A 13,316-nucleotide genomic window follows, 5' to 3' on the forward strand; every position below is an offset into this window, starting at 1 on the left:
AACCCCTTTTTTAAAAACGCTTACATCTTTTGCTTACGCCATAATTATACATCTAAAACTCTATATTATCAATATTTCAAAGAGAATCTTAAGAAGTAAGAACAATATTTTTTTTGTGTTATCAAGACTCAAACAGTTTGTGAAATTCAAACTGAATCCAGTTACCTTATCTGCTATAATGTGGGTAGATATATAAGAATTCTACAAAAAAAGGCCACATTTACCGGACAATCTGGTAAATGTGGCCTTTATATTTTGTGATTTATTTGTGAGAATTTCATATGAACCAACCATGGTCAAGTCAGCATAAGAACCACATGCTCACCAGTTAGTTCGATGTAGTGCCATCGGTTTCCACAGTTGCACTTGTCCCAGTATCATCGGTGTTCGCATCAGTAGCTGTAGAATTTGATGTATCCGGTAAAGTATCATCTATAATTGGTGCCACGTAAGGCGCGACATATGTCGGCTCTACATAAACTGGCTCCTCGTACACTGTCTCTTCGCTGACAGACTCTTCGATTACAGGCACAAGCACTTCCGGCACGACTAAAGTGGGTGCAATCGGTGTGTAGGCTGGCTTATCGCCTTCCACGTACAACCCAGCAGTCGTATTGATCATTTTGGTCCGCAGACTATTCGCGAACATTTCACCGTACAGCTGTTGTCCAGATTCATTCAATTCCAAACCGGCTGCATCCATAAAGTTGGCCAGCGTTTCATTTCGGTTCGCCACCTCAGCAAAAAAATCAGCATGCAGGTCGTATAACGGAACAGCGAAAGCAGCGTTTTCTTCAATCAGATTATTGGTATAGTTCCGATAATCCAAGGCGCGTGAATTCCAATCAGCCACTTTAGCTGCTGCCGGAGGCGGCGTCACCAATACAATCAGTGCATCAGGCAAGGCTGCTCTGATTTCATCATAAATCGCGTAGATATTTTGCGTCGAATCGGCCAAACTGATATCCACCACTTGGTCGATTTTGGTCGGAATGGTGTAAAAAATCACATCTGGACTGCTTGCGACCATTTCCTGAACATACTGGCTGCTCAGATAAACCGAGCTGCCGTCTGAAGGATGGCTGAAGAACGAAGTAGTCAGATTCTCGAGTGGAAAATCGGCTTGGATGCCAGTGATGGCAGCCTTGGCCCAGACCGCGTCGGCTGCGACGTCCCCGAAGAAGGTGACGTTGACTTCCTTCGTGTGGTGATGAACATATTGCAGATAATCGACAACCGATGCATTGCTTCTGTTCTCAGAAAAAGCGGCCAAAAACTGCGCATAGGCCTCGGATGTGTCACTTTCAGCGATTACCGACTCTTGTGAGGAGACCACTTCAGAAACAGTTTCCGTCTGTTTCCCCCCTTCATTCAATAAGTCTTCTTTTTTACCTGACGCGTATTTATATCCAAAAATAACAATTGCAATAGTAAGGATACCCATGATGGAAACAAGTAATATTTCCTTTTTTTTCATTCTGACTCCTCCAATATTTAATAATTTTCCAAATATTGACTCTTTACTACAGATATATTTATCATAATATAACAGTTGTGTTATTGCACGGTATTTTTTTGTAAGAGGGGATATTTTCGATAAAAAACCAGCCGATCTATAAGCTCGACTGGTTTTTTATAATTTGGATTCATCACGAGTTTTGCTGATTATGCGACAGCTGACAATACCGCTCATACCATAAGTCGACGTATTCTTTGGAAAATGGACCCTTTTCTTCGTTGATCCAGCTCACCAATATCTTTACGTTTTCTTTCAGGATATGATCGATCTCTTTTGGGTAATTCATGCGATTGCGATGCAATTCATACTCATCTACATCAAGCAAACGTTTTTCACCATCAGGAAAAACTTTAATATCCAGGTCATAATCGATGTACTTCAATGCTTCCTGGTCAATCGCATACGGCGATGCCAGATTGCAATAGTAGGAGACACCCTTTTGGCGGATCATGGTGACGATGTTGAACCAATAATGTTTATGGTAATACAACAATGCAGGCTCTCTGGTGACCCAGCGACGCCCATCTGCTTCCGTTACTAAGGTGTGATCATTACAGCCGATTATGGATTGGTCACTAGTTTTTAATACCATGGTGTCACGCCACGTTCGATGCAGGCTGCCGTCATGCTTATAACTCTTTATGGTGATGAATTCTCCCTCCCGAGGATTATGCATCACGGTGCCCAACTTTCTACAACTATTTGAGTCCTCGCCGGAAATCATTTCGACGGAACTCTCAACTTTCAGTTCATTGAATAGTATATCATAGAATGGAAATAGATTGCGAAATTTTAGCCATTACAGACCAAATTCTTTTCGGGTCTGTTGCTGGAATTGTTGCCACATTTTTTGCTGCGGCACCGGGAAGGCGTAATCGGCAAAATCTCCTTCACTGACCCATCTGCATTGAGCTGGTAATTCGCTGTCGGCGTTCGTCAGCACGCGCCCGTAATAACCAGTGATATGCCATTTGATGTGACTGAATACATGGTTGACCGATCCAGTTTCCGCCTTCAGCCAGATAGGCTTCAAGCCGTACTTTTCGTATACATTCGCTGAAAGCTGGGCCTCGATCTGGTTAAAGGAAGGCAGCTTTTTGTCGGCCTTCTTTGCTTCTTCGGTCAGCTTCGGGAAATCCTCTGCGACCAGCAATTCAGTCTGGATGCTGGCAGGTTCAATCGTTGCTTCCACCGATCCGGGAATCATATTGAGATCCAGCTGGATTAACGGAAACGTCCAAAAATCAGCTAGAAGGCCGCTGTTCGGGCGCTTCTCCAAAAGGAACTGCTTCTCCTTGTTCTGCAGGATGACACCCTGCAGATTCATGGGCACCGGCCTTTTCGCTTTGCTCTTTACTGGATAAAGGTGCATCGTTCCGTTTTTGTAGGCGGCATTGAATGCCTTGATTGGGCTGATTTCAGGCTGCGGATTAAGCGGCGAACAGATGCTCGAGCCCAAATCCATCAATGCTTGGTTAAAATCGCCCGGCCTCTCTGGATCGATCAGTTCACGCACGACCGCTTCAAAAATTTTCCGGCTGGCCGGTTTGGCGATATCGGCATCGATTTCGAACAACCGGCTCATGACGCGCATGACGTTTCCGTCAACTGCCGGCTCCGGTATCTGGAAAGCAATGCTGGAAACGGCGCCGGCTGTATAGGGACCGATTCCCTTCAACTTCGCGATTTCTTGGGGATCTTCCGGGAAAATACCACCGTACTCAGCGACGATCTGTTGCGCTGCCTTCTGCATATTCTTGACACGGGAATAATAACCGAGCCCCTCCCAAGCTTTCAGAATCGCATCTTCAGGTGCAGCCGCCAACGTTGCGATATCGGGAAATTTATCCAGGAAATTGTGATAATATGGGATTACCGTGTCCACCCGTGTCTGCTGCAGCATGATTTCCGATACCCAGATGCTATAGGGATTGCTCGTCCGACGCCAGGGTAGGTCACGTTTCTCTTTGTCATACCAATCCAACAGAGCCTCGCGGAAAGCTTGGATTTTCTCAGCCGGCCACATTTCAATGCCTGCTGCATTAAATATTTTTTCGTGTTCCAAATTTGTCATTATTCAGCTTCCTGTTCCTTTTCTTCGATATAGGCGGAGATCAGTTCTCCAGGGTAACCTTTTTGGTAAAGTCCGGATCTCACTTTTTGATGCAGCTCACGGCCTTTTGCTTTTCGCTCATACCGGCGCCAAAGTTTGTCGCCTTGCATCCGCAGTGCGGACATTTCATCCTCTTCCTCTTTTTCCGTTTCAATCGCTCCCATTACTTCCAGGACGATATCGGAAGGATAGCCCTTTTGATGTAGATAGAGGCGGATTTTTGAAGCTGCTTCATGCGAAGAGACCCGGCTTTGTTTGCGGAGTTGCTTCTCAGCGATCGTTTGGGCATTTTCAAGCTGCAGTTCACGCGGATATTGTTTCAGAGAAAAGGCAACATCTTCTTCCGACAAGCCTTTTCCTTTCAGTTCGTTGGCGATGAGCTGCGGTCCCTTCAGGTTCAGGTTCGCCGCCGTACGCGTATAACTTTCGCCATAGCTGCGGTCATTGACGTAATTCTGATCCACCAACCGCGTTAGCGCACGTTCGATTGCGTCCGGGCTGATTTCTTCTTCATTCAGCTTTTTGCGGACTTCTTTCTCGCTGCGCAGACTGTAGGACAGATAATTGACGGCTGTCGTGTAAGCCATATAATCGTAATTTTCCTTCTCAATCTCGGCACTGCGCTCTTTCGTGAGCGTCATGCCTTTATGCAAGCCCACCTTTATGAGTACGGCTTCCGATATCGGAAAGGAGTACTCTCCGTCGATAAAGACATTGAAGCGGTCCTTGCGTTTTTTCTGGACAGTTATTTTTGTTACGACAGGCAATTTTTCAGCCTGTTCTTCGGTATGATCCATTATTTACTTCCTTTCGGCGAATCTCTCTTGTTATTATACATGCAAAACACAAAAGGAACAAAACGTATGTTCGAATTATTTCTCGGATCGCCAGCGGGCCGAACAGATTTTGCCGCTATGGCAAGTAAAGACGAATAACTCTCAACTATCCCATCTAATGAGACTCTGCCCGCCAAAAAAACCAACGGCTACCCCATAATGAGGCAGCCGTTGGTGTCCTTATCAGTTATAGAGCTGGTTTCGTTTTATCCGTCTCTTCATAATCAGGTTCGATATCTTCCGCATCTTCGCCGGTTTCAGCAACAACCGTGTCGCCTCCGAACGGGTCTTTGGAAAATTGTTCCTTCTCCTTAACCACTTCAGGCAAGGAATCGTCTTTGTCGAACTGCATTTCAGGCAATTGGTGACTCTCTTCCGCCATTGCAGGATCCGCTACCTTTTCCGCTTCGACTGGCTGTCCGGTGATATCGTCGATCAAATCAGCGGGCTGAGTCGGTGACTCAGCTGCAACTTCGGTGGCTTCTGCGCTGTCCGCGGGTGTCCAATCCGGTTTGGTCGCAGTGACAGTAGTGATTTCCGCTTCGATCGGTTGGCCGGTGATGTCGTCGGTCACATCAGCGGGCTGAGTCGGCTGTGCAGTTGCAACTTCGGTCTCTTCCAGTTTTTTGGTGGCTTCAATGGAATGGGCCGGCACATCGCCGACTTCTTCGCTGTCTGCAGGTGTCCAATCCGGTTTCGAGGCAGTGACTGGTGCCACAGGGACAATTTTTTCGTCAGGCAAAATGCCATCACGCACAAGAAATTCGGCATGCTCATCATTGACCGGAGCCGCATCGTCAATCAAAAGCAGCAATTCCCCATCATCCAATGCATCCTCAAAGCGCTCATACGTATCCTCATCAATGCCGTAGCGTTCAAAAATTGTTTCTTCCTCTTCTTCATCCAAATCCACGGTAAAGAATTTTACGATTTTATCCCATAATGAATCTTCCTCGCGATCCTCACCGGTTATAATGACCTGCACCGCAGTCTCTTGCGTAATGTAATTGCTCTTGCCGTTGCGGGTGATGACCAACAATTGCTCCGGCGCATAACCTTCATGCTTGATCAGATGCGTGATTTCATCGATAACCATTTCCTGATTGGCAAAGGTGCCTTCGATTCTCTTGTCCATTTCGATTCCTCCCATGACTGATGATTTGTTCTTTGCATTCATTGTAAAATACTTCCACCGGAATCACAAATAATAGCCATTTTTCTCAACCGGTAAATCAGCATTCAAAACAATTGGCTAGCGGACTGCGTTCCTGAGATGGGGCAAATCGGAGTAAAGATTTGCCCTAAGCAGGTGCAACGCTTCATACGTCACCGGATTATCACGCAATGAGGGATGTTTCAAAGCTGTCTCGGCAAAGGAAAACTGAAAAATCCGGATATAATCTTCCATCGAAATCATTGAAATGCGATCTGTGTGGCCATGAAAAGCATTTCCCAGCAGATTGTTCTCGTGTTCCTCTTTCCTCCCATCGACATAATCGAAATTTCTTAAAACGTTGCGCAAAAGGTACTCTTGGCGATGGACGGTTTGGCAGGATTGTTTGACCTTATCTGCGAAAAATTGTGGGCGCACCGGGAGCTGGAAAATATGCTGATTGACGCAATGGACCTCCACCCCTTTTTCCCCTTTCAGCGCTCGATAATGCTGCACTTTCGAAAGATTGATCCAGGAACTTTGCTTGCGGGTCGGACCGCTCAACGGCAAAAAAGAATACTTCCCAAAAATATATGGGACGCAATGGGTATCTTTACCGTTGACGCGTGTGGAGATACCCCGAATGAAGTCATAGCTGAAACCGATCAAATCAAAAAGCGAGCGCATCACATTATTGCTGCTTTCGCGCGTTTTGATGAGGCGACCGTCGTTGAAAAAAATGAGCGTCCTGAAATCGGTACGGTGCAATTGCGGGTCCAGGCTTAGCAAGAATAGGAAGCTGTTGTCCAGTACAAACCGGTCCAAATCCCATGCCTGCTCCAAATATATCTGGATACTTTCTGGATCGAGCAGGACAAAGAATGGTCCCGGCGCATCTTTTGTCTGGCTGCTATGCGTAAACGACTCCTCCAACGAGTTGCGCAGATGCGAAATGATGGTATCTAATGTTGCCGGATCAAGTATTTTGCCCACATCTTTGAATGCCACCGAATCGTTCCTGGAATGCCCAGCAAGTATTTCTGCCGTGCCCATCCCGGCAACGGGCCTGCTGGATTTTCCGATTGATTGTTGGACCACTTTTTGATGCGACCCTTTCCCAGATTTGCAAACTGTTTTCTTTTCCATAAAATCCCCCCAAATAGGAATGTCTAATAAAAATATATACTACTTTTCGCCAGAATGATATACAAACGCTTACATTATTATTTCTTTTCGCTACAAAAAAAGCCTCAATTGTGATTTGAATCACTTTCGTCACGTTTATTGCCGCATTTGCCGTTTTGACCCCGATGGCCCCTGACCGCTAATATAGGCATCAGCAAGCTTGCCGGGCTGTGATGAGCATGCACAGGGACATCCCCTGCATCACGCCACCCACTACATTACGGAGGCAACGCCATGAATATGAAAAAAAGAATCTGCACCAATGAAGCCGCTACCCTATTGAGTGACCAGTACGCGGGTGTCATCCATCATTGTCTGAAAAAAATCAATCGATATCCGGATCACAATGATTACGATGACTTCTACCAATTAGGCCTGATCACCCTTTTTGACACGTACGAAACCTGCCTGAAAGATGCTCTCGCAAGCGAGAACATCTTTCTGTTCGTCAGCTATGCCAAACAAAAAATACACTGGACTTTCCTGGACCAAATCCGCAAGGACCGGAAAAAAGAAAGCCGCGAAGCCTACCTTTGTGAAGAAGAGCTGGAAGAAATCCCCAATGCAGTTTCATTTGAAGACCAGTTGGAGCAAGAAGATCTGCTACAACGCCTTTGCGCCTGTCTGACGGCAGAGGAAAACGCCTATCTGCGGGACGCGCTGGAAGGACTGAACATTACCGAAATCGCCAAGAAACAACAGCTTTCGCGCAAAACGATCTACAAAAGAAGACGCCAGATTCAAAGCAAAGCCAGCCCTTTTCTGAAGGTCTGACAGACGGGGGTTACACATTGCCTATACCCTTTCGTCGTTATAGGTGTAAGCAGTCATGACACTTACCAGAAAAGAAAACGGAGGAATGCCAAATGGTGAAACAATACGAAGAAGGAAACATCGAGCTTTATTTCAATGATTTTGCAAACGAGAAGGAAGTCAAACAGTCATTCGCGAACCTGAAACCAGGCGTCACTGCTGAACAGGTCCAATCCTTCCAATCAGCTGTATCCGGTCTCGTAGACTTGCCCGCAGCTTATGCAGTCGTCGTCGAAAAGAACCGCTACTCCATCGCCTAAGCCAACCGAAAGCAACTTGATAGTCACTACCCATTAGACATCTAGGAGGAAATGAACATGACGACAACAGTAACCTTGGAATTGAAATTTTTGACAGCCGACGGAAAAACCCGCAACTTGAGTGTCAAGAATCCAAAAAGCGGCTTGAAATCGGCTGAACTGCAACCGGCAATGGACGCCATCATCGGCCTGAACGCATTCGAAGTGAAAGGCATCAACCCCTTCACAGCAGTGAACAGCGCCCGCTACGTGGAACGCACCATCACCGACCTGATCGCCGAAGCCGAATAAAAATTAGAAAAGCAGCACAAGCCGCTTGGACTGCTGAACAGCTTAAGTATTCATCAACAATAAACAGCCGCCCGGATGCGATTCCGGGCGGCTGTTTTAGAAATTAGAGGAGAAATGTTATGAACTACACAATCGAAAAACGGATCTTTTCCATCTATCAGAATCCGCTCACCGCTAGCAACCTGATCATCGCCCACGAGTCCGGCAACCCGAACAACGTTGGCAAAAACAGCCTCGAGAACGAAGTCAGCTACATGCAACGCAACTGGCAAAATGCCTTTGTATCCCACTGGGTCGGCGGAGGCGGGAAAATAATTCAAATCGCCAACACAGGCAAAGTACAATGGGGTGTCGGCCCGAAAGCCAACGGTTATGCCTATGCCCAAGTCGAGCTGGCACGGACGAACAGCCGCTCCATTTTTGAACAAGACTACAAAGCCTATGTTTGGCTACTGCAAAAATTGGCGTTGGAAGTAGGCATCCCCTGCACACTGAACAACGGAGCGAGCGTGCATGACAGAGGCATCAAAACCCATTCCTGGGTTTCGAAAAATATCGGCGGAACCAACCATACCGATCCGGATGGTTATCTAGCTAGCTGGGGTGTATCGCAGTCCCGGTTCCGTCAGGACATCGAGGCTGGCCTTTCCGCGTTGCCCCCCCTTGCGAGCGCGCCCGGCACGTTCCTGCTGCACCGCGTCGTGAAAGGCGACACGCTATGGGGGCTGTCGCGCAAGTATGGCACGACGCCAGCGACACTGAAACAGTTGAATCAGTTGTGGGGTGATCTGATTCTGATTGGCCAGCAGCTGAAGGTGCGCCAATACTGAATGATACCGGAATATACGTAAGTGACGCGGATCCCCACTGCCGCTGTTGCCGGTGACTGCGAACCACGCTCCCTGCTCCGGTGAGGGAGGCTTCGCCGGAGGTGAGCCTACATTTTGACTCCCTGCTCCGATGAGGCTGGCTTCGTCGAAGCTGAGCCCGATTATTACCGGTGTCCTCCCGCGAACAGGACCCTCGCCGGAGCTGCGCATACCGATTCCGACGCTAAAAAAAAGGCCCGCCCCGAATCATATACCGGGGCGGGCCATTTTTGTGTTCCCATCAATAATTAGCGCGTTCGTAGTTGAATTTACCGATATCCAGATCCAAAAACTCTCTGATGATGGCATATTGGACCTTAAGCGGCTCCTCTTTGACCTCATCGCACAAGTTTTGGCAGCTCCTGAAAAATGTGGCCGCCTCATCCGTTGTTTCGAACAGATATTCCTCCGCCACTGCATCGTCTTCAACAAAATGAATGACGACCCCTTTCTTGTCCTCCGTGAAATCCATCCCTAGTACCGGTGTCATGAACATATACAATCGATCCCTTCTCGTCTTGTTAAGTGGCCTTTGCTGCTTGATAAGACCTACACTGGTACTATCCGCAAAAATTCGCGCCAGCTTTTTTTATTTTAAAAAAATTTTTTAAATTATTTTCGCAGATGTTTGTTCAGTTCCTCCACCAGCAAAAATACGGTCGTGGACGGGTTATCCCGGGCTGGAGAAGGCGAGCGCTGACTGTAGAGTTTTTTGGCGTTCTGGATGGCGGCTGGCTGCCTTGATAATAGTACGTTGTACATGTGCGGATGGTTTTTTTTGTAGAAAAAACCGAGCCGTTTCGACAGCATATCAGGATAATGGAAACGCGAAATCGATTTTTTGATCAGCTCGAAATGCAGCAGATACCAAATTTCGAAAGCTTCATTGCTGTAGGCAGCGCGGAACCCTTCCCGGTAATGCGTTTCGCAGAAAAAGACGGCTTCATTGAAGATGTCCCGGTCAAAGGAATCCTTGTCGAATACCAGCCAAATTTCATCGTATTCGTCAGGCCGGGTATCGACAACTTCGCGCGCATGGTTGACCAAGGACATCGTGTTCATCGCCGTCCCGACGATTTCGACTTGCGCCGAGATGACGTGAAAACTGCGGAAATAGTTTGGTTCGGTCTTGGTGCCTTCGCAAATGATCAGGAAAGTTTTCTCCGGCCGTTTCGTTCCGACCGGGCGTTCGAATTTTTTCTTATGGCCCCTTCTTCTATTTTCCATTGTCGACCCACCAATCCACCGGCCGCGGGAACGGGATCGCCCCGTATTTGCCGTTCAGATAATTGCGGTAAAATTCAAAACTGTTCTTCCTTTCTTCGTCATCAAAACGATATTCCACCAAGGAAGTCAGGTGGCTGGCGCTGTAGCTGTCTTTCTCCACGAACCAAACCTGGTCCCTGCGGAAAAGACTGCTGGACAGATTTGTGATGTCGTGCGTCGAATAGATCATCTGAGCGCCTTTGTCGTTGACCGCACCGGAAAAAAGTTCCAGCACGTAGCGCGTCATCAAAGTATGGAATTGCGTGTCCATCTCATCGACCATCAACAGGCCACCCTTTTCGAGCGCCTCGATGATTGGGCCGGCCAATGCCAACAGTTTGACTGTCCCGGCTGATTCGGTATCCTGGAATCGAAAATTTTCGCAATGCGGCTCTGCTTCCCCTGCTTCATTGCGCCGGGTCTTAACGACGAAAAATGCCAGTTCTGATCGGCCATTGCGCGGATTGCTCAGTTCGTGGACAACGATGTCCTGGATGGACGGATCGGCCACCCGGATCAAGGCCACGAGGTTATGTTTGTATTTGGAAAGGTGCATCTTCGCCATCGAAATGGACAATCCGATTTTCGACGTATCCAGGATGATCCGCATCTCCGTGAACCACTCGAGAAACAGTTTCAACTCCAGATGTTCGGTTGATTCAGGTGCGGAAAGCAGGGAGGATAAGGCTAACCGCGTATCTTCCAAAATGATGTGGCGGAACAGTTCGGCCCATTCCCCGCCGACGATTTTTCCTGTCGCATTCCGGAAAAACAGATCTTTCTGCTCGTCGCCCTCCAGATAAAGGAATTCTTCGGTCACCCGTTTGCGATTGACGAAAAAACCATAGCGATAAAGTTTCCCGTTCAAAAGGAAACTGGCTTCCAACATCGTGTCTTTTTTCTCGGTGCGCGCATCCAGATGGAACGGTTCGATGTGGTCCAGCCATTCCGTGGACGTGTAATTCTGCAACAATACGCCTTCCTGGATCATCTTCATTGCCTTCAGCAGATTGCTTTTCCCACTGGCGTTCGCCCCATAGATCGTCGCCAATTTCGTTACGGCGATATTGTCCTTGCCATAGACGGACTCCGGGTGTTCACCGATCGGGCTGGCGACCATCGAAAAAGTAGCCTCATCCTTAAAGGAAAAAAAGTTCTCCATCACAATTTCTACGAGCATTTCCGCACCTCCTATACCAAAAAGTATAGCACCCCAACGGCGTTTCTTCTAAGAATAACCGTCAAGAATGCAAAAGCGGAGAATGTTAATGCAAACGGATACTACGTTGCGGTTTTGTATGGGATGCGGGAATATTTGTATATTAAAAAAACCACCAAAAAATCAAAAAAAGGCCCACTCCCATTCAAGAGCCGCCTTCTCCTATATCGATGAAATTATACAACCCTAACCAGTAACCGACCGTCTTGAAAATCTCGTATTGCGCCAATCGCCTGCCGAGTTGCGTCTCGATCCAAGGAAAACCGTACGGACCGCCGGCAGAAACATATGTGAACTTCAAATGCTTCCCTTTCGCAGCTTTCTCGAAGCTGTATTTGACCCGGTTCATGTGGTAATCGCTCGAAACAACGATGGCTGTGTCGAAACCATTTTCCTCCATCAATGCGATGCTGTAGACGGCATTGGTCCAAGTGCTGGTCGCCTGGTAATCTGCCAATATGGCATCATCCATCATCCCTAGCTCGCCGTAAGGCTGCAGATGCAGCAGTTCGGCATCCACAATCAGAGGCGACACGATGATCTTGCCGGAATCTGAATAGCCTTGCTCCATCAGTTCGGAAGCCTTTATCCCCCGCTCCGGCGCGCCTTCCGGGACGATGATGATATCAGAAACGACCGGTTCCTCATTGATTTCCAGATTGGCGAGGATGTAGAAGCTGATTGCCAAGGAGACAGCAGTCACAATCAAAAATACATTCAGCAGCAGCATCGTTAGTCTGGTCGATTCGTCCGTCTTCAGGAGACTGCGCTCCTTGTCGAATGGATACTTTTCCATTTTCCGCTATCCACATCCTTTCCCCACGCTTTTATCACTCTATTTTATCCGAAATGTGAAAATAAGCCATTGCTTTTTGTTTTTTTTATTCTGAGGTGATCGTCATCCGATACTTGCAAGCGCTATCGTGCTATGATTAAACCAGCAAGGCATAAGGAGGAGAACGACATGAAACTAATGAACAAAGTCGCTGTTGTAACCGGAGGCGCTTCGGGTATGGGCGAAGCCATCTGTCGCCTTTTCGCAAAAGAAGGCGCAAAAGTGGTCGTTGCCGATTATAACTTCGAAGGTGCTCAAAAAGTCGCAAATGAAATCAACACTGAAACCCCTGATGCTGCCACTGCCGTCAAAACCGACGTCTCCATCGAAACCGACAGCAATGCTATGATTGACACTGCCATCACCCTCTTCGGAAAATTGAATATCCTCGTCAACAATGCCGGGATCATGGACGGATTCGAACCGGTCGGCGAAGTCACGAATGATCGTTGGGACAAGGTATTCGCCGTCAACGTCAATGGACCGATGTATGCCAGCCGCAAAGCCATCTCCTATTTCCTGGAACAGGGGAGCGGCAATATCATCAACATCGCTTCGATTGGCGGTCTGCAAGGCGGACGGGCCGGTGTAGCCTATGTCGCTTCCAAACATGCTATCATCGGTCTGACGAAAAACACTGCCTTCATGTACGCGAAGAAAGGCATCCGCTGCAACGCAATCGCACCGGGTGCTGTCGCTACCAATATCGCTCAATCGATGGGCGATGTCAGTAAATTCGGCCAGGAAACGACGGGGGCCGGCATGGCCATCAATCCGGCTTTCGGAATACCCGACCAGATCGCTTCCGTCGCGCTCTTTCTGGCTTCTGACGACTCCAGCTTTGTCAACGGTTCCGTCGTGACCGCGGACGGCGGCTGGACAAGCTACTAAAGTATACTTACGGTTACGGAAAAAACGAATGCTGCTGCCTCCTTTTTCGGAACAGCCGCATTCGTT

General features: G+C 47.8%; 15 protein-coding genes. 5 read left to right on the forward strand and 10 right to left on the reverse strand.

Going from position 1 to position 13,316, the window contains the following annotated elements:
• Positions 1-328: 328 nt before the first annotated feature.
• The 6 genes from AC0J5I_RS00005 to AC0J5I_RS00030 all read right to left on the reverse strand — a co-directional run bounded on the left by AC0J5I_RS00005 (position 329) and on the right by AC0J5I_RS00030 (position 6,767).
• Positions 329-1,477, reverse strand: coding sequence for an SGNH/GDSL hydrolase family protein (locus AC0J5I_RS00005; protein WP_475301645.1), 1,149 nt, complete (start codon positions 1,475-1,477; stop codon positions 329-331).
• Positions 1,478-1,649: 172 nt separating this feature from the next.
• Positions 1,650-2,195: a nucleoside tri-diphosphate phosphatase gene (gene ntdP / locus AC0J5I_RS00010; RefSeq protein ID WP_086985964.1), complete on the reverse strand. Its 546-nt coding sequence runs from the start codon at positions 2,193-2,195 to the stop codon at positions 1,650-1,652.
• A 123-nt stretch (positions 2,196-2,318) separates the two neighbouring features.
• Positions 2,319-3,593, reverse strand: a complete 1,275-nt coding sequence (gene mutY, locus AC0J5I_RS00015) for an A/G-specific adenine glycosylase (RefSeq protein WP_475301651.1) — start codon at positions 3,591-3,593, stop codon at positions 2,319-2,321.
• On the reverse strand, positions 3,593-4,429 hold the full coding sequence (recX, locus tag AC0J5I_RS00020; RefSeq protein WP_475301655.1) for a recombination regulator RecX: 837 nt from the start codon (positions 4,427-4,429) through the stop codon (positions 3,593-3,595). The genes mutY and recX overlap by 1 nt, the downstream gene beginning before the upstream one ends.
• A 226-nt stretch (positions 4,430-4,655) precedes the next feature.
• A complete protein-coding gene (locus AC0J5I_RS00025; RefSeq protein WP_475301659.1) occupies positions 4,656-5,603 on the reverse strand; it encodes a general stress protein in 948 nt (315 codons plus the stop codon).
• Between the two features lie 117 nt (positions 5,604-5,720).
• Positions 5,721-6,767: a competence protein ComK gene (locus AC0J5I_RS00030; protein WP_475301663.1), complete on the reverse strand. Its 1,047-nt coding sequence runs from the start codon at positions 6,765-6,767 to the stop codon at positions 5,721-5,723.
• A 273-nt stretch (positions 6,768-7,040) separates the two neighbouring features.
• Here AC0J5I_RS00030 and AC0J5I_RS00035 point away from each other — a divergent pair, with 273 nt between their 5' ends.
• The 4 genes from AC0J5I_RS00035 to AC0J5I_RS00050 all read left to right on the forward strand — a co-directional run bounded on the left by AC0J5I_RS00035 (position 7,041) and on the right by AC0J5I_RS00050 (position 9,000).
• Complete coding sequence (locus AC0J5I_RS00035; RefSeq protein WP_475301668.1) at positions 7,041-7,580, forward strand: sigma-70 family RNA polymerase sigma factor; 540 nt, start codon at positions 7,041-7,043, stop codon at positions 7,578-7,580.
• 92 nt (positions 7,581-7,672) lie between these two features.
• On the forward strand, positions 7,673-7,879 hold the full coding sequence (locus AC0J5I_RS00040) for a DUF1659 domain-containing protein (RefSeq protein ID WP_068561036.1): 207 nt from the start codon (positions 7,673-7,675) through the stop codon (positions 7,877-7,879).
• Between the two features lie 57 nt (positions 7,880-7,936).
• Entirely contained in the window at positions 7,937-8,170 is a 234-nt protein-coding gene (locus tag AC0J5I_RS00045) for a DUF2922 domain-containing protein (RefSeq protein ID WP_475301675.1), read from the forward strand.
• Between the two features lie 119 nt (positions 8,171-8,289).
• Entirely contained in the window at positions 8,290-9,000 is a 711-nt protein-coding gene (locus AC0J5I_RS00050; protein WP_475301679.1) for a LysM peptidoglycan-binding domain-containing protein, read from the forward strand.
• Positions 9,001-9,280: 280 nt separating this feature from the next.
• On the opposite strand, the gene AC0J5I_RS00055 is transcribed toward AC0J5I_RS00050, so the two are convergent.
• The 4 genes from AC0J5I_RS00055 to AC0J5I_RS00070 all read right to left on the reverse strand — a co-directional run bounded on the left by AC0J5I_RS00055 (position 9,281) and on the right by AC0J5I_RS00070 (position 12,320).
• Positions 9,281-9,535 (reverse strand): hypothetical protein, encoded by a 255-nt coding sequence (locus AC0J5I_RS00055; protein ID WP_475301683.1) that lies wholly within the window; start codon positions 9,533-9,535, stop codon positions 9,281-9,283.
• A gap of 116 nt (positions 9,536-9,651) precedes the next feature.
• Positions 9,652-10,266, reverse strand: a complete 615-nt coding sequence (locus AC0J5I_RS00060) for an RloB family protein (protein ID WP_475301687.1) — start codon at positions 10,264-10,266, stop codon at positions 9,652-9,654.
• Complete coding sequence (locus AC0J5I_RS00065; protein ID WP_475301692.1) at positions 10,256-11,485, reverse strand: AAA family ATPase; 1,230 nt, start codon at positions 11,483-11,485, stop codon at positions 10,256-10,258. The genes AC0J5I_RS00060 and AC0J5I_RS00065 overlap by 11 nt, the downstream gene beginning before the upstream one ends.
• Before the next feature lie 184 nt (positions 11,486-11,669).
• A complete protein-coding gene (locus AC0J5I_RS00070) occupies positions 11,670-12,320 on the reverse strand; it encodes a YdcF family protein (protein ID WP_475301696.1) in 651 nt (216 codons plus the stop codon).
• Between the two features lie 168 nt (positions 12,321-12,488).
• Here AC0J5I_RS00070 and AC0J5I_RS00075 point away from each other — a divergent pair, with 168 nt between their 5' ends.
• Positions 12,489-13,250: an SDR family oxidoreductase gene (locus AC0J5I_RS00075; RefSeq protein WP_475301701.1), complete on the forward strand. Its 762-nt coding sequence runs from the start codon at positions 12,489-12,491 to the stop codon at positions 13,248-13,250.
• Positions 13,251-13,316 lie beyond the last annotated feature (66 nt).

This window comes from Trichococcus sp. TS_SC_9 (genome assembly GCF_056156325.1).

What these genes read in the sequence shown, in the direction of transcription:
- AC0J5I_RS00005 (WP_475301645.1), bottom strand. Translation starts at nt 1,477, where the DNA reads ATGAAAAAAAAGGAAATATTACTTGTTTCCATCATGGGTATCCTTACT.
- ntdP (WP_086985964.1), bottom strand. Translation starts at nt 2,195, where the DNA reads ATGCATAATCCTCGGGAGGGAGAATTCATCACCATAAAGAGTTATAAG.
- mutY (WP_475301651.1), bottom strand. Translation starts at nt 3,593, where the DNA reads ATGACAAATTTGGAACACGAAAAAATATTTAATGCAGCAGGCATTGAA.
- recX (WP_475301655.1), bottom strand. Translation starts at nt 4,429, where the DNA reads ATGGATCATACCGAAGAACAGGCTGAAAAATTGCCTGTCGTAACAAAA.
- AC0J5I_RS00025 (WP_475301659.1), bottom strand. Translation starts at nt 5,603, where the DNA reads ATGGACAAGAGAATCGAAGGCACCTTTGCCAATCAGGAAATGGTTATC.
- AC0J5I_RS00030 (WP_475301663.1), bottom strand. Translation starts at nt 6,767, where the DNA reads ATGGAAAAGAAAACAGTTTGCAAATCTGGGAAAGGGTCGCATCAAAAA.
- AC0J5I_RS00035 (WP_475301668.1), top strand. Translation starts at nt 7,041, where the DNA reads ATGAATATGAAAAAAAGAATCTGCACCAATGAAGCCGCTACCCTATTG.
- AC0J5I_RS00040 (WP_068561036.1), top strand. Translation starts at nt 7,673, where the DNA reads ATGGTGAAACAATACGAAGAAGGAAACATCGAGCTTTATTTCAATGAT.
- AC0J5I_RS00045 (WP_475301675.1), top strand. Translation starts at nt 7,937, where the DNA reads ATGACGACAACAGTAACCTTGGAATTGAAATTTTTGACAGCCGACGGA.
- AC0J5I_RS00050 (WP_475301679.1), top strand. Translation starts at nt 8,290, where the DNA reads ATGAACTACACAATCGAAAAACGGATCTTTTCCATCTATCAGAATCCG.
- AC0J5I_RS00055 (WP_475301683.1), bottom strand. Translation starts at nt 9,535, where the DNA reads ATGTTCATGACACCGGTACTAGGGATGGATTTCACGGAGGACAAGAAA.
- AC0J5I_RS00060 (WP_475301687.1), bottom strand. Translation starts at nt 10,266, where the DNA reads ATGGAAAATAGAAGAAGGGGCCATAAGAAAAAATTCGAACGCCCGGTC.
- AC0J5I_RS00065 (WP_475301692.1), bottom strand. Translation starts at nt 11,485, where the DNA reads ATGCTCGTAGAAATTGTGATGGAGAACTTTTTTTCCTTTAAGGATGAG.
- AC0J5I_RS00070 (WP_475301696.1), bottom strand. Translation starts at nt 12,320, where the DNA reads ATGGAAAAGTATCCATTCGACAAGGAGCGCAGTCTCCTGAAGACGGAC.
- AC0J5I_RS00075 (WP_475301701.1), top strand. Translation starts at nt 12,489, where the DNA reads ATGAAACTAATGAACAAAGTCGCTGTTGTAACCGGAGGCGCTTCGGGT.